The 21,018-nt window shown below is 66.5% G+C and carries 18 protein-coding genes; 10 read left to right on the forward strand and 8 right to left on the reverse strand.

Features of this window, described 5'->3' with window-relative positions; translation table 11 throughout:
• The first annotated feature begins 12 nt into the window (after positions 1 to 12).
• The 8 genes from V6D91_RS01605 (at position 13) to V6D91_RS01640 (ending at position 7,561) form a co-directional block, all read left to right on the forward strand.
• Complete coding sequence (locus V6D91_RS01605; RefSeq protein WP_347317432.1) at positions 13 to 1,053, forward strand: ABC transporter ATP-binding protein; 1,041 nt, start codon at positions 13 to 15, stop codon at positions 1,051 to 1,053.
• Between the two features lie 278 nt (positions 1,054 to 1,331).
• Positions 1,332 to 4,136 (forward strand): monovalent cation/H+ antiporter subunit A, encoded by a 2,805-nt coding sequence (locus V6D91_RS01610; RefSeq protein ID WP_347317433.1) that lies wholly within the window; start codon positions 1,332 to 1,334, stop codon positions 4,134 to 4,136.
• 13 nt (positions 4,137 to 4,149) lie between these two features.
• Complete coding sequence (locus V6D91_RS01615; protein ID WP_347317434.1) at positions 4,150 to 4,515, forward strand: Na+/H+ antiporter subunit C; 366 nt, start codon at positions 4,150 to 4,152, stop codon at positions 4,513 to 4,515.
• Positions 4,512 to 6,035: a monovalent cation/H+ antiporter subunit D gene (locus V6D91_RS01620; RefSeq protein ID WP_347317435.1), complete on the forward strand. Its 1,524-nt coding sequence runs from the start codon at positions 4,512 to 4,514 to the stop codon at positions 6,033 to 6,035. The genes V6D91_RS01615 and V6D91_RS01620 overlap by 4 nt, the downstream gene beginning before the upstream one ends.
• Entirely contained in the window at positions 6,032 to 6,526 is a 495-nt protein-coding gene (locus tag V6D91_RS01625) for a Na+/H+ antiporter subunit E (RefSeq protein ID WP_347317436.1), read from the forward strand. The genes V6D91_RS01620 and V6D91_RS01625 overlap by 4 nt, the downstream gene beginning before the upstream one ends.
• Positions 6,526 to 6,795 carry a K+/H+ antiporter subunit F gene (locus tag V6D91_RS01630; RefSeq protein WP_347317437.1) on the forward strand — a complete coding sequence of 90 codons (270 nt, stop codon included), beginning with the start codon at positions 6,526 to 6,528 and terminating at the stop codon, positions 6,793 to 6,795. The genes V6D91_RS01625 and V6D91_RS01630 overlap by 1 nt, the downstream gene beginning before the upstream one ends.
• A 6-nt stretch (positions 6,796 to 6,801) precedes the next feature.
• The gene (locus V6D91_RS01635) at positions 6,802 to 7,128 is read left to right on the forward strand and encodes a Na+/H+ antiporter subunit G (RefSeq protein ID WP_347317438.1); all 327 of its coding nucleotides are present in this window, start codon (positions 6,802 to 6,804) and stop codon (positions 7,126 to 7,128) included.
• A gap of 13 nt (positions 7,129 to 7,141) precedes the next feature.
• A complete protein-coding gene (locus V6D91_RS01640) occupies positions 7,142 to 7,561 on the forward strand; it encodes a hypothetical protein (RefSeq protein WP_347317439.1) in 420 nt (139 codons plus the stop codon).
• Between the two features lie 93 nt (positions 7,562 to 7,654).
• On the opposite strand, the gene malQ is transcribed toward V6D91_RS01640, so the two are convergent.
• Genes malQ through glgC form a run of 3 tightly spaced genes read right to left on the reverse strand, consistent with a single transcriptional unit; the run spans position 7,655 to position 12,106 of the window.
• The gene (gene malQ / locus V6D91_RS01645; RefSeq protein ID WP_347317440.1) at positions 7,655 to 9,106 is read right to left on the reverse strand and encodes a 4-alpha-glucanotransferase; all 1,452 of its coding nucleotides are present in this window, start codon (positions 9,104 to 9,106) and stop codon (positions 7,655 to 7,657) included.
• On the reverse strand, positions 9,103 to 10,848 hold the full coding sequence (locus V6D91_RS01650) for a glycoside hydrolase family 57 protein (protein ID WP_347317441.1): 1,746 nt from the start codon (positions 10,846 to 10,848) through the stop codon (positions 9,103 to 9,105). Before V6D91_RS01650 ends, malQ begins: the two co-directional genes overlap by 4 nt.
• Complete coding sequence (gene glgC, locus V6D91_RS01655) at positions 10,838 to 12,106, reverse strand: glucose-1-phosphate adenylyltransferase (RefSeq protein ID WP_347318086.1); 1,269 nt, start codon at positions 12,104 to 12,106, stop codon at positions 10,838 to 10,840. Before glgC ends, V6D91_RS01650 begins: the two co-directional genes overlap by 11 nt.
• A gap of 113 nt (positions 12,107 to 12,219) precedes the next feature.
• On the opposite strand from glgC, the gene glgB reads away from it, so the two are divergent.
• Both glgB and glgA read left to right on the forward strand, forming a co-directional pair.
• A complete protein-coding gene (gene glgB / locus V6D91_RS01660) occupies positions 12,220 to 14,376 on the forward strand; it encodes a 1,4-alpha-glucan branching protein GlgB (RefSeq protein WP_347317442.1) in 2,157 nt (718 codons plus the stop codon).
• A gap of 35 nt (positions 14,377 to 14,411) precedes the next feature.
• Positions 14,412 to 15,872, forward strand: a complete 1,461-nt coding sequence (gene glgA / locus V6D91_RS01665; RefSeq protein WP_347318088.1) for a glycogen synthase GlgA — start codon at positions 14,412 to 14,414, stop codon at positions 15,870 to 15,872.
• A 31-nt stretch (positions 15,873 to 15,903) separates the two neighbouring features.
• Here the strand turns inward: glgA and pyrF are convergent, their stop codons facing one another.
• The 5 genes from pyrF to aroA form a co-directional block, all read right to left on the reverse strand.
• Entirely contained in the window at positions 15,904 to 16,611 is a 708-nt protein-coding gene (pyrF, locus tag V6D91_RS01670; protein WP_347317443.1) for an orotidine-5'-phosphate decarboxylase, read from the reverse strand.
• A 202-nt stretch (positions 16,612 to 16,813) separates the two neighbouring features.
• A complete protein-coding gene (gene ihfB / locus V6D91_RS01675) occupies positions 16,814 to 17,140 on the reverse strand; it encodes an integration host factor subunit beta (RefSeq protein WP_347317444.1) in 327 nt (108 codons plus the stop codon).
• 75 nt (positions 17,141 to 17,215) lie between these two features.
• Positions 17,216 to 18,943, reverse strand: a complete 1,728-nt coding sequence (rpsA, locus tag V6D91_RS01680) for a 30S ribosomal protein S1 (RefSeq protein ID WP_347317445.1) — start codon at positions 18,941 to 18,943, stop codon at positions 17,216 to 17,218.
• 74 nt (positions 18,944 to 19,017) lie between these two features.
• Positions 19,018 to 19,680, reverse strand: coding sequence for a (d)CMP kinase (gene cmk / locus V6D91_RS01685; RefSeq protein WP_347317446.1), 663 nt, complete (start codon positions 19,678 to 19,680; stop codon positions 19,018 to 19,020).
• On the reverse strand, positions 19,677 to 21,017 hold the full coding sequence (aroA, locus tag V6D91_RS01690; RefSeq protein WP_347317447.1) for a 3-phosphoshikimate 1-carboxyvinyltransferase: 1,341 nt from the start codon (positions 21,015 to 21,017) through the stop codon (positions 19,677 to 19,679). The genes cmk and aroA overlap by 4 nt, the downstream gene beginning before the upstream one ends.
• Between the last annotated feature and the right edge of the window lies 1 nt (position 21,018).

A 21,018-nucleotide genomic window follows, 5' to 3' on the forward strand; every position in this document is an offset into this window, starting at 1 on the left:
CAGACACATGCCATGCCCGCAGCGCTCGACATCCAGGATCTGGGCATCCGCCTGGACACGGACTGGGTTCTCCGCCACCTCGATCTTTGCCTTGAAGAGCAGCAACTGGCCTGCCTGCTCGGCCCCTCGGGCTGCGGCAAGACCACCCTGCTGCGTGCCATGGCCGGCCTGCAGGCCCATGTCGAAGGCCGCATTCATCTGTTCGGCGAGGATGTAGGGAGGCTGCCGCCGGAGCGGCGCGGCATCGGCCTCGTCTTTCAGGACGACGCCCTGTTCCCCCACCTGAGCACGGCGGAAAACATCGCCTTCGGTCTGCACTCACTCAGTGCCTTGGAGCGGCGCGAACGGGTGCAGCGGCTCGCGCAGCGCCTGCACCTCCAGGGCTTGCTTGCACGTTACCCGCACGAGCTTTCGGGGGGGCAACGCCAGCGCGTGGCCCTGGCCCGTGCGCTGGCCGCACGCCCGCGCCTGCTGCTGCTCGACGAACCCTTCGCCGCGCTGGATCGGGAGTTGCGCGAGCAGCTCGCCGGCGATGTACGCGAGCTGTTGCGCGAGGAAGGCATGACCGCCCTGCTGGTCACCCATGACCAGTACGAGGCCTTCGCCATGGCCGACCAGATCGGGGTGATGCACCAGGGGCGTATCCTGCAGTGGGGGGATGCCCACACCCTCTACCACCAGCCGGCCCATCCCTTTGTCGCCCGCTTCATCGGCCACGGCAGCTTCCTGCCGCTGCAGCGCGATGCCGCGGGCCAGTGGCGCTGCGCCCTCGGCGCCCTGCCGGGGCAGCACCTTCCCGCAGGCGAGCACCTGACCCTGTTCCTGCGCCCGGAGATGGTCGTGCCCGACCCGAATGGCCCAGTAGCGGGCGAGATCGTGCGCCGGGTGTTCCGCGGCGACCGCCAGCTCTACACGGTGCAGCTGCCCGACGGCCACCGGGTCCTCGCTGCGAGCAGCGAATGGCTCCCCGACGCGCTCGCCATCCGCCTGCGCGCGGACTTGGGCGATGCCGTGGTCTTCAGTCATGCAACCCCGCAAAACCCGGCGTCATGATGACCGCCGAGCCATGGCATGAACCTGTCTCACTGCGCTGAATGGGTTATCGGCCCTAGACTGACTGTTTCAAAAGGGCTGTCCTGCCCTTTTGAAACTCGCACGAGCCATCCTTGGCTCGCCCCTCCAGGCTGTTTCAATGGGTTTTGAAACAGCCTGGAGGTCGGACCTCCTACAGCCAGCTTCAGGCCATGGCCCTTACGGGGTAGGTCACCCTGCCGGGTCATGCTAAGGTTCGAGACTGATCCTTCGAGCCCGATCGACCAAACTTACTGCTCATGAACCTCGCCCTTGTCGTCCTGCTGCCCTTCCTCGGGGCCGCCCTGGCCGCCGGGTCCGCCCGCCTCAACCGCCTGGCCTCGGCCTGGAGCGCGGGCGCCGTGACCCTCGCGGCTGCGCTGACCCTGCTGCCCGAGGCGCTCAGGGTGTTCGGGGGTGAGCAGCGGGTCGAGGCGTGGGACTGGATCCCCGCCCTCGGCCTGTCCTTCGCCTTCCGCCTGGACGGTCTTGCGTTGCTGTTCGCCCTCTTGATCCTGGGCATCGGCCTTTTGATCGTGATCTACGCGCGTTACTACCTCTCCGCGCGCGACTCGATGGGGCGTTTTTACGCCTACATGCTGCTGTTCATGGGCTCCATGCTGGGGGTGGTGCTGTCCGAGAACCTGCTGCAGCTGGTGGTGTTCTGGGAGCTGACCTCGCTCTCTTCTTTTCTCCTGATCAGCTACTGGCAGTACCGCAAGGACGCCCGCGAGGGCGCGCGCATGGCCCTGGCGATCACCGGCGGTGGGGGGCTGGCCCTGCTTGCCGGGGTACTGCTGCTTGGCCATGTGGTCGGCAGCTACAACCTGACCGAGGTGCTCGCGGCGGGCGAGATGATCCGCGCCCATCCGCTCTACCTGCCCATCCTGGTGCTCATCCTGCTCGGGGTGTTCACCAAGTCCGCCCAGTTCCCGTTCCACTTCTGGCTGCCGCACGCGATGGCCGCGCCCACCCCGGTCTCGGCCTACCTGCACTCGGCGACCATGGTCAAGGCGGGCGTGTTCCTGCTCGCGCGCCTGTTCCCGGCCCTCTCCGGGACACTCGAATGGAGCGTGCTGGTGGGCGGGGCGGGACTTTTGACCCTTTTGGTCGGGGCCTACACCGCACTGTTCAAACATGACTTGAAGGGGCTTTTGGCCTACTCGACCGTTTCCCATCTTGGTCTGATCACCCTGTTGTTTGGCTTCGGCACGCCGCTCGCGGCGGTGGCCGGGGTGTTTCACATCATCAACCATGCCACCTTCAAGGCCTCGCTGTTCATGGTCGCCGGGATCATCGACCACGAGACCGGCACCCGCGACATGCGCCGCCTCAACGGCCTGCTCCGCTACATGCCCCACACCGCGGTGCTGGCAATGATCGCGGCGGCGGCGATGGCCGGCGTGCCCCTGCTCAACGGCTTTCTTAGCAAGGAGATGTTCTTCGCCGAGGCGGTGGAGGTGGGCAGCCAGCTACCCCTGGCCTGGCTGATCCCGCTCTTGGTCACCCTCGCGGGAATGCTGTCGGTGGCCTACTCGCTGCGCTTCATCCACGACGTGTTCTTCAACGGCGATCCCATCGACCTGCCGAAGACCCCGCACGAGCCGCCGCGCTTCATGAAGGTGCCGGTCGATATCCTGGTGGTACTCTGCCTCGCGGTCGGCATCCTGCCCAGCCTGACCGTTGGCCCGCTGCTCGCGGTGGCGGTGGATGGCACCCTGCAGGGCCAGGTCCCGGAATACAGCCTTGCACTCTGGCATGGCTTCAATCTGCCGCTCATGATGTCTATGGCCGCGCTGGCCCTCGGCGTACTGGTGTATGTCTTCCGCCAGCCGCTGTTCGCCTGGCACGAGCGCACCGTGGGCCGGCTCGACGCACGGGTGCCCTACCACGCCCTGATGGGCACCCTCGGTCGGCTGGCCGCAGGCGTGACCCAGCGAATGGATCGTGGCAGCCTGCAGGGCGCCGTCGCCTGGCTGGTGCTCGCCGCACTCGGGGTGACCGTGGCCGGCTTTGCCCTCCACCATGCCCCGCTCTTGGGTATGGCCGAGATGCTGCCGGTGGATGCCGTCTCGCTCACCGCCGCGCTGGCTCTTGTGCTCGCCACCCTCGCCACCGTGCGCTGGCACCGGCAGCGCCTCACCGCGCTCATCACCATGGGGGTGATCGGCCTGATCGTCTCGCTCGCCTTTGTGAAGTTCTCCGCGCCGGATCTCGCCCTGACCCAGCTCTCGGTGGAGGTGGTCACCATCGTGCTCCTGCTGCTGGCCCTATTCTTCCTGCCGCAGCAGACCTCGTCTGAGTCTTGCCGCCTGCGTATCGGGCGGGATGGGCTGCTGGCGCTGGGCGCGGGCCTGGGCGCCACCCTGCTGACCCTCGCCGTCCTCACCCGCCCGCTCGACACCATCGCCGGCTACTACCTCGACCAGGCCCTCCCCGGCGGGGGCGGCACCAACGTGGTCAACGTGATCCTGGTCGACTTCCGCGGTTTCGATACCCTGGGCGAGATCACCGTGCTGGCGCTTGCCGGGCTAGGCATCGTCGCCCTGCTGCACGGCCTGAGGCTGCCCATGCCGGCCGCGGATGCCGAAGGCCGCCGCTGGAATGCTGACGGCCACTCGCTGATCATGGCCACCCTCACCCGGCTGTTACTACCTCTGACCCTGCTGGTCGCGGTGTTCATCCTGCTGCGCGGCCACAACCTGCCGGGCGGCGGTTTCATTGCCGGGCTGATCACCGCCGTGGCGCTGATCGTCCAGTACCTCGCCAACGGCATCGACTGGACCGAACAACGCCTGCGGCTGGACATGCACCGCGTCATCGCCGCGGGTCTCGCCCTTGCCACCGGCACCGGGCTGGTGGCGATGGGCCTCGGCTTCCCCTTCCTGACTTCCACCTTCACCCACCTGCACTGGCCCGTGGTGGGTGAGTTCGAGCTGGCGAGTGCGATGGCCTTCGACTTCGGGGTGTTCCTGGTGGTGGTCGGCGCGACCGTGCTGATCCTGGTCCAGCTCGGCCGCCTGAGCCGCGCCGCTGAGCGTGCATCCCTGCCGGAGAACCCCTGATGGAGCTTGCCTGATGGAGCTTGTGATCGCCCTCGCCATCGGCGTGCTGACCGCTGGCGGCGTCTTTCTCTCCTTACGCGGGCACACCTTCCCGGTGGTGCTCGGCCTGACCCTGCTTTCCTACGCAGTCAACCTGTTCCTGTTCGTCATGGGGCGCCTGGCCATCGGCCTGCCGCCCATCCTCGACCCCGCGGCGTCCGGTTACACCGACCCCCTGCCGCAGGCGCTGGTGCTGACCGCCATCGTGATCGCCTTTGGCATGACCGCCTTCGTGATCGTGCTGGCCCTGCGCGCCAAGAGCGAGCTGGGCAATGACCATGTCGATGGCCTGCACAGCGAGGCTGCGGGCCAGGAGCGGCGGGAGGAAGGCCACGCATGAGCACGCTCGCCGCCTGGCCCGTCCTGCTGCCGCTGATCACCGGCTTCATCCTGCTGTTCGCCGCCCGGGGCGGCCTGCGCCTTGCGCGGATCATCAACCTCATCTCCGTGCTGGGCGTGACCGCCTTGGCGCTGGCCCTGATCGGCGTCGCCTCGGACGACGTCCACCGCGTCTATGCCCTGGGCAACTGGGTGCCGCCGTTTGGCATCGTGCTGGTGCTCGATCGCCTCTCGGCGCTGATGGTCGGCCTGACCATGCTGCTGGCCCTGGCCAGCCTGGTGTATGCCATCGCCACGGATGTGGATACACGCGGCCCGCATTTCCACGTGCTGTTCCAGCTCCAGCTGTTCGGTCTCAACGGCGCCTTCCTGACCGGGGATGTGTTCAACCTGTTCGTGTTCTTCGAGGTGCTGCTGCTCGCCTCCTACGGGCTGCTGCTCCACGGCGGCGGGCGGCTGCGCACCAAGGCCGGCCTGCACTACGTGGTCATCAACCTGGTGGGCTCGACCCTGTTCCTGTTCGCCGTAGGCGCGCTGTACGGGGTGCTCGGCAGCCTGAACCTCGCTGACATGGCCCAGCGGGTGGCCGCCGCCCCGGCGGAAAACCACGGCCTGATCGCCGCTGCCGGCCTGCTCCTGTTGGTGGTGTTCGGCATCAAGGCCGCCGCCTTCCCGCTCTACCTGTGGCTGCCCGCCGCCTACGCCGGGACCAGCGCGCCCATCGCCGCGCTGTTCGCCATCATGACCAAGGTCGGGCTTTACGCCATCGTGCGTGTGCACGGCACGCTGTTCGGGCCGGAGGCCGGCGCGCTGGCCGGGCTCATCAGCCCCTGGCTTGCGGTCTCGGGCTGGATCACCCTGGGCCTGGCGGCCTTGGGGGGGCTGGCCGCCACCCGCCTGCGGGTGCAGATCGCCTATCTGGTGCTCGCCTCGATCGGCACCCTGCTGATCGGCTTCGGCCTCGCCACCCCAAAGGCTTCGGCCGGCGCGCTCTACTACCTGATCCACTCCACCCTGCTGGCCGCCGCCTTCTTCCTGCTGGCTGACCTGATCGTGCGGGCGCGCGGTGAGGATGGGGATCGGCTGGAGCCCGGTGCGGCCATGCCGAACGGGGTGCTGCTCGGCGCGCTGTTCTTTGGGCTTGCCATCGCCCTGGCTGGCATGCCGCCGCTGTCGGGCTTCTTCGGCAAGCTGCTCATCCTGCACGCGGCGCTGGACGATGCGCAGATGGCCGTCCACTACGCGGTGATCCTGCTGTCGAGCTTTGTCATCATCGTCGCGCTGGCGAAGAGCGGCAGCACCCTGTTCTACCAGACGCAGGCCGAGGCCCCATCCACCGGCCTGCCGCCGCAGAAGGCCGCCCTGCCCGCGGTCCTGGGGCTGCTGCTGGCCGCACCGCTGATGGTGGTCCTCGCCCAGCCGCTCACGGCCTGGCTGGAGGCGACCGCCCTGCAACTGCACGACACGCGCGGCTACGTGAACGCTGTGCTCGCCACCCCTGCCGTCCAAAGCGCACCATGAGTCTGCTCCGCCAAGCCCTGCCTCACCCCCTGCTCAGCCTGACCCTGCTGGTGCTCTGGCTGTTGCTCAACAACAGCCTCTCCGCCGGTCAGCTGCTGCTCGGAAGCCTGCTGGCCGTGCTCATCCCCCGCCTGACCGCGGCCTTCTGGCCGGAGCAGGTGCGCATCCGCCGTCCCGGCGTCCTGCTGCGGTTCGTCGGTATCGTGCTGTGGGACATCCTGGTGGCGAACTTCATCGTCGCGCGCCGCATCCTCGGGCCGGTGGAGGCCCTGCAGCCGGGGTTCATGCGCATCCCGCTCGATGTGCAGTCGCCGCTCGCCATCAGCCTGCTGGCGAACACCATCTCCCTCACTCCGGGCACGGTGTCCTGCGATGTTTCGCCGGACCGCCGTTTCCTGCTGGTACACGCCCTGCACGTCACCGACGTCGAGGCGGAGATCCGCCAGATCAAGAGCCGCTACGAACGGCCCCTGCAAGAGGTGTTCACCTGATGCTCGCCGCCGTCCTGCCCTACGCCATCGCCATGGTCAGCCTCGCGCTGGCCTTGAGCCTGCTCCGCCTGCTCCTTGGCCCGGACGCCCCGGACCGCATCCTCGCCCTGGACACCCTGTACATCAATGCCATCGCCCTCTTGATCCTGTTCGGCCTGATGCAGGGCAGCGCCCTCTACTTCGAGGCCGCGCTGCTGATCGCGGTGATGGGGTTCGTCGGCACGGTCGCGCTGAGCAAGTACCTGCTGCGCGGCGACATCATGGAGTAACGATCGATGATCGAGTTCATCCTCGCCGCCCTGGTCCTGCTCGGCGCCTTCTTCACCCTGGTCGGCTCGCTCGGCCTATTCCGCCTGCCGGATTTCTACATGCGCCTGCACGGCCCGACCAAGGCCACCACCCTGGGGGTCGGGGCCATCCTGGTGGTGTCGGCGCTCTACTTCAGCCTGCGCACGGAGAGCCCGAGCCTGCACGAGGTGCTGGTGACCCTGTTTTTGTTCATCACCGCCCCGGTCAGCGCCCACCTGATGGCCAAGGCCGCGTTGCACTTGAAACTGCGCACCATCGATCGCACTCAAAACAGTGACCATCCCACGGCCTGAGGTCAGCCCCACGATGGACGAACCGCGCTTGATCCGTTTACTCAATGCCGCCCACCGCACGCTCACCGAGCGGCGCATCCTGTTCTCCGCCGGCCTGTTGGCTGCCGGCGTGAGCTTTCTCTGGCCGCTGTTCCGCGCTGACCCTTCCCTCGTCGTCAGCGGCTATCCCGCCATGGGCGTGCTCACCCTGCTGCTCGGTCTGATGCTGGCCTCCCTGCCCATCCCGCGTTTCATCGCCCTGTTCTTCCTGCACGAGCGCCTGAACCCGCGCCCGGCCCATCCTGCCGAAGCGCTGTGGGCCATGGAGGTCGCGCAGGACAGCGCACGCCTCGAAGGCCTGGTGCGTCCGTGGAAGGCTTCGCGCACCGCCATGCCCAGGCATGTGGTGATCCGGGTCTGGGCGCGCTGGAAAGCCGACGCGACCGCCCGCTGATTGCATCAGTCGATGTGAAGCTGATGTAGGAGGCCCGCCCGCGGGCCAAGAGAAATCATTGCGGTGAGGGGACCTAGCCCAGCTGGGGTGCCCTCAATCCCATCCCCCCGGCCGCCGGCCGTACATCTCGATCTCCCGCCGCAGGCGCTCGCTCCGCGCCTCATCCCATTGCTCCCAGGCAAAACGCCACTGCCAGTTGCCCTCGGTCGTGCCGGGGGTGTTCATGCGCGCCTCGCTGCCGAGTTCAAGCACGTCCTGCAACGGCAAGATGACGAGGTTGGCGACGGACTCGAGCGCCGCGCGGATCAGCGGCCAGGGCATGGGCTCGGGGATGTGGCCCAGGTAGTCGAGCACCCGTGTCCGGGTCTCATCGTCCAGGCCGGACCACCAGCCAAGGGTGGTGTCGTTGTCGTGGGTGCCGGTGTAGACCACGGAATCGTGGGTGTGGTTGTGCGGCAAGTAGGGGTTGTCGGGGTTGCCGTCGAAGGCAAAATGCAGGATGCGCATGCCGGGCAGCGCATGGCGCTGACGAAGCGCCACGACCTCGTCGGTGATGATGCCAAGATCCTCGGCCACCACCGGCAGGGTGCCGAAGTGCTCGCGTAAGGCGCTCAGGAGCGCCTCCCCCGGAGCCTTGACCCAACGGCCATCAATGGCGGTTTCGCAGGCGGCCGGGATGGCCCAGTAGGCCTCGAGACCGCGGAAGTGGTCAATCCGCACCAGGTCGAACAGCTTGAACTGGGTAGCAAAGCGTGCCTTCCACCAGGCAAAGCCGTCGGCCGCGTGCCGCTCCCAGCGGTAGAGCGGATTGCCCCAGCGCTGGCCGGTGGCGGAGAAGTAGTCGGGGGGCACACCGGCCACCTCCTCCGCCCGTCCCTGCGCGTCCACGGTGAACAAGTCCGGGCGCGCCCAGACCTCGGCACTGTCGTGCGCAACGTAGATCGGCACATCGCCGAACAGAAGGATGCCCTGCCGGCGTGCGTGGGATCGGAGCGCATGCCACTGGCGGAAGAAGACGAACTGCTCGAAGCGCACCAGGTCGATGCGCTCGTGCAGTTCGACCCGCGCCTGGCGCAACGCATCCGCATCGCGATCGCGCAGCGCGGGGGGCCAGTCATACCAGGCCTGTCCGCCCTGCCGCTCGCGCAGGGCGACGAACATGGCGTAGTCCTCCAGCCACGCCGCCTCCTCTTCCATGAAGGCGGAGAATGCCATGCGTTCTTCCGGCCGGGCATGGCGCATGAAGCCGGCGAATGCCTCCCGCAGGCTTGTGCCGGAGGGTTCCAGCCACCCCTCGTGGCGCAGACGTTCCAGACTGATGAGGGAAGGGCTACCGGCGTGGGATGAGAGGCACTGGTAGGGCGAGCCATCGGCATGGGTTGGACCGAGCGGCAGCATCTGCCAGAGGGTGATGCCGCAGGCGGCGAGACGGTCGACCAGGTGGTGGGCCTCATCGCCCAGGGTTCCGCCGGGCAACGAGGTGGGATGGAGGAGGATGCCCGCGCGGCGATGGCTCAGGATTTCGGATCCTCCCCCTTCCATCATCCGGCCTGCCCCGTGCGCATGACGCCGCCCATGGAGGGCGCACCGTGACCTTCGGCAAGGACATGCTTGAGGACCTCAGGCGGAGGTTCGCCCAAAAGCTCGTAGAGCCGGCGCAGGTGCAGGCGGAACAGGCGCTCGAAATCGCGCACGGCCTCCGCGGGATTGTAGTCACCAAACCACCAGAACCAATCGGACCCTTCGCAGATGCCGAGCTGCCGCTCACAGGCCGCAAGCTGTTCGTCCGTCAGGCGGCCGCTGGCCACAACGCGGTCATAGACCTTCTTGGCCTCGACCAGTAGCACCCAGGCATGGTTCTTGTCCTTCTCGCCAATCCAGGTGGAGAAGGTGCCATAGACCCAGCTTCCGGCGACGAGCCGCGGGATCGGGGTCATCGGCGGGGCCTCATCCAACAGACGCTGGTAGGTGGTCAGGTGCAGGCGGGGGTGCCCCACCAGGCGGCGGTAGAGGGCATCGAGGAAGTAATAGCCATTCTCCGGGTAATACTCCCAGGCATTCTCCCCGTCCATGATGATGGAGGCGACATACTGGCCGTCGTGACAGGCGTCCGCGATGGTTTCCAGATGGCGGATCAGGTCCTCCACTGCATGATCGGCATGCCAGTCCGCGTAGCGGAAGCCGATCAGGTCGGAGAGGCCATCGTCGCGAAAGAAGACGGTCGGCGTCGACTGGACCACGCCATCCTCCCCGTTGCCATTCGTGCTGTACTGGTAGAAGCGGTGCAGGCAATGGCGATAGTTTTCGAACAGGCCGGCCTGGTGCAGGCTGTTGCTGAGCACCTGGCTGCCGGTGGCGCACCAACGGAAACCGGCCTCCGCCAGCAGGGGCAGAGTCCGCTCGCTGAGGCTGCCCTCGGACGGCCAGCAGCCTGTGGGCCGGCGACCGAAGAAACGCTCGAACACGCGCAACCCCTCCTGGAGATGCCAGCGCACCCGCGCCTCCCCGCCGGGATAGTGGTCGGTCTCGGGCAGCACCACCTCGGGCCAGGCCTCGCGCGCGGAATTCATGTCCAAGAGCAGGGGCATGATCGGGTGGGCGTAAGGGGTCATGGAGAGCTCCACCTGACCGCACTCGGCGAGCAGCCGGTAGCGCTCGATCACTCCCCCCAGCAGGTCGGCGAGAAGCTCCAGCAGCTGACGGCGATCCTCCGCGTCAAAGCCGCTGGCCTTGTGGATCAGGCGGCGGGCGCGCGCATCCTGGCGACGCACGCTCTCCCCTAGCCAGGCCAGGTGGTACCAGACATTGAGGTCGATGAAGAAGGATCCGTCAAGATAGACCAAGCCCTCCGGATGGGCGAGGAAATCCCGCGCGATGCGCGCCAGACGGGCATAGGGCGCGAAACGCTGGATCAGCCGCTGCTCGTGGGCCTTCAGGCAGGATTCGATCAGCGCGGCGCGCCCCTCGGCCGCTGCGGGCGCATCCCCCGAAGCCAATGCCGCCAGGAGTGGGTCCGGCAGCACGTCTCCGCCATCGAGGTGGGCACGCAGGGCCCCAGCGTAGTCCGCGATCTGCTCGAGCAGGACGGGCACGAAGTTGACCACCGCATGGGCCTCGGGATGCGCCTCAAGGTGGGCGGCCATGTCCACGTAGTCCTTGATCGCGTGGAGGTAGGTCCACGGGCGCTGGTACTGGCCGCTGAAGGGATCGCGATATTCGGGCTGATGCATGTGCCACAGCAGCACGACATGCAGGCGGCTGGCCATCGCATCGACCTCAGCGGACATGGTGCAGGGGCTGGTGGAGCATCTCCGGGGTCACCAGCACCACCCCCCCGGGGCTGACCTCGAAGCGCTTGCGGTCCTCGGCTGGATCCTCGCCAATCACCATGCCCGGCGGGATGATGCAGCCCTTGTCGACCACCGCCTTGCGCACACGCGCCCCCTCGCCCACCGTAACGTTGGGCAGGATCACGCTGTCCTGAACCAGCGCCTGCTCATGCACGACGACATTGGAGAACAGCAGCGAGTGGCGCACGACGGCGCCGGAGATGATGCAACCACCGGAGACCATGGAGTCCACTGCCATGCCGCGGCGGTCCTCGTCATCGAAGACGAACTTGGCCGGAGGCAGCTGCTCCTGGTAGGTCCAGATCGGCCATTCCTTGTCGTAAAGGTTCAGGTCCGGGGTGACACCGATCAACTCGAGATTGGCGGCCCAGTACGAATCCACCGTCCCCACGTCGCGCCAATAGCTCTGCTTGCCGCTCTGCACGTCGAGGAAGGGGTAGGCGAACACGCGGTAGTTGTTGATGACCGACGGGATGATGTTCTTGCCGAAGTCATGCTCCGACTTCGGATCATCGGCATCGCGGATCAGCTGCTCGTACAGGAACTTGGTGTTGAACACGTAGATCCCCATCGAAGCCAGCGCGGTATCCGGCTTGCCGGGGATGGGGTCCGGGTTGTCGGGCTTCTCCCGGAAGCGCTGCACCCGCCCGTCGGCATCGATGCCCATCACCCCGAAGGCCTTGGCCTCCTCGAGCGGCACCTGGATGCAGCCGATGGTCAGGTCGGCCTGCTTTTCCACGTGATAGGCCAGCATGAGACCGTAGTCCATCTTGTAGATGTGATCCCCGGCGAGGATCAGCACATACTCGGGATCATGGGAGCGGATGATGTCGAGGTTCTGGTACACGGCATCCGCGGTGCCGGCATACCACGAGTTCTCATGGATGCGCTGCTGGGCCGGCAGAAGCTCGATGAACTCGCCCATCTGCGGATTGGAATTGCCCCAGCCGAGCTGGATGTGGCGGATCAGCGAATGTGCCTTGTACTGGGTCAGCACGCCGATGCGGCGGATGCCCGAGTTGACGCAGTTGGAGAGGGGAAAGTCGATGATGCGGAATTTACCCCCGAAGGGCACGCCCGGCTTGGCCCGCCAGTCTGTCAGCTGCTTGAGGCGGGACCCTCGTCCTCCCGCCAACACCAGGGCCAGGGTATCCCGGGTAATGCGGCTGACTAGACGCTGCGGCTGTGCAATCAGCATATCGACGTGCTCCTTGGCAAAAAAACCGATTTTTCGACTGTAATCTAAGCCTAGTACTATGAGTTTAGTCTGTTAAAAAACTACTGCAGCCTCGACCGCCGGGAGAATTCATGGATCAGTCGATTGCCCGTTTGCTCGACGGACGCCACCACGACCCTTTCAGCCTGCTTGGCCGGCATCCCCTCGGCGAGGGCTGGTCCTGCGTGCGCGCCTTGCTACCCCAGGCCGCGTCGGTCAGAGTCGGACCGCAGGGACCGGCCATGGAATGCATCGATCCACGCGGCCTGTGGCAGTGGGAAGGCCCGGACGGCGACCTGCCCCGGCATCACAGCCTGCATTGCACCGACCAACATGGCCATACCTTCGAACTGATCGACCCCTACACCTTCGAGCCCCAGCTCGGCGAGCTGGACATGTACCTGTTCGGCGAGGGCCGTCACTGGCATGTCTACCGCGTGCTGGGCGCCCATCCCCACCAGGTGGACGGCATCGACGGCGTGCTTTTTGCCGTGTGGGCCCCGAACGCGGAGCGCGTCAGCGTGGTGGGTGACTTCAACCAGTGGGACGGCCGACGCAACATGATGCGCAGCCGGGGCGGTGGCGGGCTGTGGGAGCTCTTCATCCCGGGCCTTGTGCCCGGCGATCTGTACAAATACGAGCTTCGCAACCGCGACAGCGGCACCATCCTGCTCAAGACCGACCCCTATGGCGGCGAATTCGAGCTCCGCCCCGGCACGGCCGCCCGCGTGCCCGCCCCATCCACGCATGCATGGAGCGACGGGACATGGATGCAGAGCCGCGGGCAGGAGGGCTGGCTGAACCGGCCGATGTCGATCTACGAGGTCCACCTCGGCTCATGGCGCCGCCGCGAGGACGGCGGCTTCCTCGACTACCGCACCCTCGCCCACCAGCTGGTGGACTACGTCAAACCCCTGGGCTTCACCCATGTCGAGCTGCTGCCGATCACCGAACACCCGCTAGACGATTCCTGGGGCTACCAGACCACCGGCTACTTCGCCCCCACCAGCCGCTTCGGCACCCCCGACGATTTCCGCTACTTCGTCGACTATTTGCACCAAAACGACGTCGGCGTGCTACTGGACTGGGCCCCCGGCCACTTTCCCAAGGACGAATGGGCGCTGGCCCGCTTCGACGGCACCCCCTTGTACGAGCACGCCGATCCGCGCCGTGGCGAACACCGTGACTGGGGCACCTACATCTTCAACTACGGCCGCAACGAGGTACGCAACTTCCTGCTCGCCTCCGCCGTGCACTGGCTGGAGGAGTACCACATCGACGGCCTGCGCGTGGACGCGGTCGCCTCCATGCTCTACCTCGACTACTCGCGCGACCCGCACGACTGGCTGCCCAATCAGTACGGCGGCAGAGAGAACCTCGAGGCGATCGAGTTCCTGCGCGAGCTCAACCGCATCGTGCACGGCCGCTTCCCCGGCGCCGTGGTCATCGCCGAGGAATCCACGGCCTGGCCCGGTGTCACCAAGCCGACCGATGCCGGCGGCCTCGGCTTCACCATGAAGTGGAACATGGGCTGGATGCACGACACGCTCGGCTACATGGCGCGCGACCCCATCCACCGCCAGCATCACCACAACGACCTCACCTTCGGGCTTTTGTATGCCTTCTCGGAGAACTTCGTTCTTCCCCTCTCGCACGACGAGGTGGTGCATGGCAAAGGCTCGCTGGTGGGCAAGATGGCAGGCGACGAATGGCAGCGCTTCGCCAACCTGCGCCTGCTCTACAGCATGATGTGGACCTATCCTGGCAAGAAACTGCTGTTCATGGGCGGGGAGTTCGGCCAGGTGGCAGAATGGGCCTTTGGCCGCGAGCTCGAGTGGTGGGTGCTGCAGTACCCGCTCCACGCCGGTGTACAGCGCCTGATCGGTGACCTGAACCGCTTGTACCGCCGCCTCCCCGCCTTGCACGTCCGCGACTTCGACTGGAACGGTTTCCGCTGGATCGACTGCGGCGACGCCGCGCAATCCGTGCTGAGCTACCTGCGCCAGGACAGCGAACGCAAAGTGGTGGTGGTGCTGAACTTCACCCCGCTTCCGCGGGAGGACTACCGGGTCGGCGTGCCTGCCCCGGGGCGTTACCGCGTCCTGCTCAATACGGATGCCGCGTTCTACGGCGGAAGCAACATCGGTCCGACCGCGGCCGAAGCCGAGGCAACCGGATGGAATGGACTGCCCTTCTCCATCCGCCTCACCCTGCCGCCGCTCGGTGCCCTCATCCTGCAGACCGAATGAACACCCTCTGTCCGGGAGCCACCTTGAACCCACCCTTGCGCGTCCTGTTCGCTACCTCCGAAGCCCATCCGCTGATGAAGACAGGCGGACTGGGTGATGTTTCAGGCAGCCTCCCCTCTGCCCTGCGGGCGCAGGGAGCCGATGTGCGCCTCATCATGCCGGCCTATGCCGACACCCTGACGCGGCTGCCCGCCTGGCATCCCTTGAGCGAGCTGCACGTGGAGCCCTTCGGCCCCTGCCGTCTCCTCGAGACGATCCTCCCTGGCAGCGATGTCCCGGTGCTGCTGGTCGAGCACCCGCTGTTCAGCAGCCGCCCCGGCAACCCCTACAACACCGCCGACGGCCATGCCTGGCCGGACAATGCCGAGCGCTTCACCCTCTTCTGCCGCGCCTGTGAGCTCATCGCCCTGGATCGGGCCGGGATCGGTTGGAAGCCCGATATCGTGCATGCCAATGACTGGCAGAGTGGCCTGCTGCTCGCCCTGCTCCAGCTTCATGCCCCCAGCCACGCCCGCCTGATCACGATCCATAACCTCGCCTACCAAGGCGTGTTCGACCGCGCGACCTTCGAGCGTCTGGGCCTGCCCTGGACACTGTGGCAACCGCACGGGGTTGAGCACTGGGGCGAGATGAATTTCCTCAAGGCCGGCATCAACGGCGCCCGTTTCATCACCACCGTCAGCCCGAGCTATGCGCGGGAAATCCAGACGCCTCCATTCGGCAACGGCCTGGACGGCCTGCTTCGGCACCGGCAGGCGGACGTGGTCGGCATCCTCAACGGCATCGACCCGCGCGAATGGGACCCGGCCCACGACCCCGCCTTGCCACGCAATTACGATGCCGAACATCTGGAGGCCAAGCGCGAGAACAAGCGCATCCTGCAGGCGGAGCTCGAACTTGCACAGGATGACGACGCCCTCTTGATCGGCGTCATCGGACGCATGACCGAACAGAAGGGGCTGGACCTTGTGCTGCAGGCGGCAGATGACGTGCTTGCCATGCCGGTACAACTGGCCGTGCTTGGCAGCGGGGACAAGGCCCTCGAATGGAGTTTCACGGAACTGGCGGCACGTCACCCCGGGCGCGTGAGTGTGCGCCTCGGCTACAACGAGGGGCTGGCCCATCGCATCGAGGCCGGCAGCGACGTGTTCCTCATGCCCTCACGCTTCGAGCCCTGCGGGCTGAACCAGATGTACAGCCTGCGTTATGGCACCCTGCCGATCGTGCACGGTGTCGGCGGACTCAACGACACCGTCGTCGACATCACCCCGGAGACCCTCGCGGACGGGACGGCCAACGGGATCGTGATGCGCTATCTCGACGCCCCGGCGATCATCTGGGCGGTGGGACAGGCGCTCCACCATTTCCGTGACAAGGCGCGCTGGCACGCCCTCCAGCGCACGGGTATGCGCTGCGACTTCAGCTGGGAAAAAAGTGCCGGCCAGTATCTTGAGCTGTACCGGCGGATGCTGGCGGAGCGGGGCGCGGAGGACTGACAGAGGCTGAGCGCCCCTCTCCCCAAAAAGCTCAGGACAGCTCGCCGATCTCAGCGCGGATGGCCTGGAGCGCGGCCTGCGGATCCGCTGCGCGGGTGATCGGACGCCCCACCACCAGATGACTCGCCCCGAGAGCGATCGCCTCGCCCGGCGTCACCACCCGGCGCTGGTCGCCCACGTCACTCCCGCGCGGACGCACGCCCGGGGTGACCAGCAGGCCACGTGGTCCCCACAGGCGACGAAGATCGTTGGCCTCCCGTGCCGAACACACCACCCCATCCAGGCCACACTGGCGCGCCAAGCCCGCCAGGTGCTCGACGTGATGGGCGGGACTGCCCAAAAGGCCGATCTCGTGCAGATCCTCCTCATCCATGCTGGTCAGCACGGTGACCGCGATCAGGTGCGGCCGCTGTTGGACGTTCTCCAGGGCCTCGCGCGCGGCCTCCAGCATGCGCCGCCCGCCGAGGGCATGGACGTTCACCATCCACACCCCGAGCGAGGCGGCGGCCTTCACCGCCTGCGCTACGGTGTTGGGGATGTCGTGAAACTTGAGATCGAGGAAGACCTCGAAGCCGAGCTGGTGCAGCTGCTCCACCACCGCCGGGCCCGCAAGGGTGAACAGCTCCTTACCCACCTTGAGCCGGCAGCTGCGCGGATCGAGCTGCTGCGCCAGGGCGATGGCCTCCGCAGGATGGGCATAGTCGAGGGCAACAACAATACGGGGATCAGGAAAGGCCATGGCGGGGAATGTCCTCAAGCAGTCCAGAATGGGCAGCCTTTGCAGGCGCGGGATCACCCTCGCAGTTTACCAGACCCAGGCATTCCCCCCGGAAAGCCCGGCAGCAAGGAAAACAGCCGCCATGTCCTGAAGAACATGAAAAGAAAAGGCCCCCGAAAACGGGGGCCTTGATGATTGAGCCGGGCAGCGAGGTCAAAAGACCTCAGTCCTCGTCCATAGCGTCGTCATGCCCTGCCTTGCCTTGGGCAGGCAGGCCATTGACCTGCAGACGGAGATCCTTGCCGGGCTTGAAGTGCGGAACGTGCTTGCCCTCCAGAATCACCTGCTCGCCGGTCTTGGGGTTTCGCCCCTGACGCGGGCGACGGTAATGCAGGGTGAAGCTGCCGAAGCCACGCACCTCGATGCGCTCGCCCATGGCCAGCGCCGAGCCCATCTGCTCCAGGATGCACTTGACCGCCATCTCGACATCACGAGGGGGAAGATGCTCCTGTCGTCGGGCCAAGAGTTCGATCAACTCGGACTTCGTCATGTCCCGTAAGCTTAGGCGTGCATGGATGGGAAGCGTGCACCCAGGGATGGGTGCACGCGGGCGGCAGGGCGAGTCTTACTCGCCGCGGCCGAGCTGTTCCTTGAGCAGGTCGCCCAGGGTCGGTGCGGAAGCGGTGGCAGCACGGCTGTACTCGCTCATCACTTCGGCCTCTTCCTGGCTGTCCTTGGCCTTGATGGACAGGGAGATGGTGCGGTTCTTACGGTCGATGCCGACGAACTTGGCCTCGATCTCCTCACCGGCCTTCAGCACGCTGCGGGCATCTTCCACACGATCGCGGGAGATGTCGGAGGCACGGATGTAACCCTCGACGCTGTCGGCCAGCTGCACGGTCGCACCCTTGGCATCGACGTCCAGGATGGTGCCCTTGACGATGCTGCCCTTCGGATGATCGGCCACGTAGGTGGTGAACGGATCATTCTCCAGCTGCTTGAGGCCCAGGGAGATGCGCTCGCGCTCCGGATCGATGGCGATGATGACCGCCTCGACCTCGTCACCCTTCTTGAAGCGACGCACGGCCTCCTCGCCCTGCTCGTTCCAGGAGATGTCGGAGAGGTGGATCAGACCGTCGATACCGCCTTCCAGGCCCACGAACACACCGAAGTCGGTGATGGACTTGACCTGGCCGACGACGCGCTCGCCCTTCTGGTGGGTGGCGGCGAACTCGTCCCAGGGGTTCGGCTTGCACTGCTTCATGCCCAGGGAGATGCGGCGGCGCTCCTCGTCGATGTCGAGGATCATCACCTCGACCTCGTCGCCCACGGACACGACCTTGGCCGGGTTGACGTTCTTGTTGGTCCAGTCCATCTCGGAGACGTGCACCAGACCCTCGATGCCATCCTCGATCTCGACGAAGCAGCCGTAGTCGGTGATGTTGGTGACCTTGCCGAACAGGCGGGTGCCGACCGGGTTGCGGCGGGCCAGATCCGCCCAGGGGTCAGCGCCCAGCTGCTTGAGGCCGAGGGAGACGCGGTTGCGCTCGCGGTCGAACTTGAGCACGCGCACCTCGATCTCGTCGCCGATGTTGACCACCTCGGACGGATGCTTGACGCGTTTCCACGCCATGTCGGTGATGTGCAGCAGGCCGTCGATGCCGCCGAGGTCGATGAACGCACCGTAGTCGGTGAGGTTCTTGACGATACCCTTGATCATCTGGCCTTCCTGCAGGTTCTCCAGCAGGGCCTCGCGCTCGGCGCTGTATTCCTGCTCGACCACCGCACGGCGGGAGACGACCACGTTGTTGCGCTTCTGATCGAGCTTGATCAGCTTGAACTCGATGTCCTTGCCTTCCAGGAAGGTGGTGTCGCGGATCGGACGCACGTCGACCAGGGAGCCGGGGAGGAAGGCACGGATCTCGCCGATGTCGACGGTGAAGCCGCCTTTGACCTTGCCGGTGATGCGACCGGTGATGATCTCGTTGTTCTCGAAGGCCTTCTCCAGCTGGATCCAGGCCTGCGCACGCTTGGCGTCATCACGGGACATCTGGGTTGCGCCAAAGCCATCTTCGAGGGACTTGAGCGCCACTTCCACCACGTCGCCGGCCTTGACGGTGATGTTGCCGTTCTCGTCCTTGAACTGCTCGGCGGGGATCACGCCTTCGGTCTTCAGACCGGCGTTGACGACGACGAAGTCGGGACGGACTTCAACCACGGTGCCGTGGACGATCACGCCCGGCTTCATGGGGGTGGTCTTGAGGCTTTCCTCGAAGAGTTGGGCGAAACTTTCAGTCATGTTGGGTTGGGCGTTGTCTAGGGTTTCGCATGCCTTAAGCGTCCGTGTCGGCATGGTCAAACAAAAAACCCGCGCGCCTGCCTGCACGCGGGGCCGTGGGATGGCTGCAAGAAGAGGTCCGGGGTGGGTCAGCGACCCAACCGACCGAGGCACTCGGCAAGCACTTGCTCCACTGTCAAATGGCTCGAGTCGATCACGTAGGCGTCTGCCGCGGGCTTGAGCGGCGCCACGGGGCGCTGCATGTCGCGCGCATCGCGCTGACGGATGTCCTCGATGATCTGGCCTAAGTTAGCATCAAGACCCTTGTCTTTCAACTGCTTATAGCGCCGCTCGCCGCGCACCTCGGCGCTGGCGTCAAGGTAAATCTTCACCAACGCGTCGGGGAAGACCACCGTGCCCATGTCCCGCCCGTCCGCCACCAGACCCGGCGGCTGGGCGAAGCGGCGCTGGCGCTCAAGCAGGGCCTCGCGCACCGCAGGATGGGCGGCCACCTTCGAGGCGTCCGCACCGGCCTCCTCGCTGCGGATTGTCAGGGTGACGTCCTCGCCATCAAGCAGCACGCGGGTCTCCTCCTCCCCCTCAAAACGCGCGTCCAGCGCGGCAGCCACGCGGGCCACGGCCTCGGCGTCACCAAGGTCGATGCCGCGCCGCCGCGCGGCCAGCGCGGTCAGGCGGTAGAGGGCCCCCGAGTCGAGCATGTGCCAGCCGAGCTGCTTCGCCAGCAAGCGGGCGATCGTGCCCTTGCCGGAGCCGCTCGGGCCGTCGATGGTCAGCACGGGCACGCGGCTCATGCGCCCACAACCTCAGTGGTGATGGCGAGGCCCGCCCCCCGCGCCAGCTCGACGAAGCCGGGGAAGGAGGTGTTGACGTTGTCACACTCCTCGATGCGGATCTCACCGCTGGCGCAGAGCGCGGCCATGGCAAAGGACATGGCGATGCGGTGGTCATCGTGGCTCAGGACCGTGCCGCCGCCGAGCTGCCCGCCGCGGATGACCATGCCATCCGGCGTGGGGCGGGCATCGATGCCAAGGGTGGTCAGACCATCCGCCATGACCTGGATGCGGTCGGATTCCTTCACCCGCAGCTCCTCCGCGCCGGTCAGCACCGTCTCGCCCTCGGCGCAGGCGGCAGCGACGAACAGGATGGGGAACTCGTCGATCGCGAGCGGCACCAGCGCCTCCGGGATGCGGATACCCTTGAGCCTGGCGCTTTTCACTCGAAGGTCGGCCACCGGCTCGCCACCCACCACGCGCTCGTTCAGCACCTCGATGTTCCCGCCCATCATCCGCAGGATCTCGATCACCCCGGTGCGGGTCGGGTTCATGCCCACATGCTCAAGCACCAGGTCCGAGCCCTCGGCGATGCTGGCCGCCACCAGGAAGAAGGCCGCGGAGGAGATGTCCGAGGGCACATCGATGCTGGTGGCGGTGAGCTTGCCACCGCCGGTGACGCAGACCGTGCTCGAACCGCCCTCGCCCGGGTGTCGACGCACCTCATAGCCGAAACCCTGCAACATGCGCTCGGTGTGATCGCGGGTGGGCGCCGGCTCGGTCACACAGGTCTCCCCCTCGGCATACAGGCCGGCAAGCAGCAGGCAGGATTTGACCTGGGCGCTCGCCATCGGCATGACGTAGCGGATCCCCTTGAGTTTGGACCCGCCATGCACGGTCAGCGGCGGCCGCCCACCCTCGGCGGTGTCGATGCGCGCGCCCATCAGCCCCAACGGCTCGGTGACCCGGCGCATCGGCCGGCGGGAGAGCGAGGCATCGCCCTCCATGATTGCATCGAAGTCCTGTCCGGCGATGATGCCCGCCATCAGGCGCATGGAGGTGCCGGAGTTGCCCAGCCACAGCGCGCCCTCCGGTTTTTTGAGCCCATGCAGCCCCACCCCGTGGATGCGCACCCGACCGGCACCGAGGGTTTCCGGCCCCTCGATGTGCACCCCCATGCGGCGGAAGCAACGCAGGGTGTTGAGGCTGTCCTCACCCTCAAGGAAACCGGAGACCTCGGTGACGCCCTCGGCGAGGGCCCCGAGCATGATCGAGCGGTGGGAAATGGACTTATCCCCCGGGACGCGCACGCGGCCGGTGAGCTTGCCGCCGGGTTGGACGATGTAACGCAGGGTCATG

Origin of the sequence: Thiofaba sp. EF100 (assembly GCF_039822285.1) — a bacterium.
In the GTDB taxonomy this organism is placed as follows: Bacteria; Pseudomonadota; Gammaproteobacteria; order Halothiobacillales; family Halothiobacillaceae; genus Thiofaba.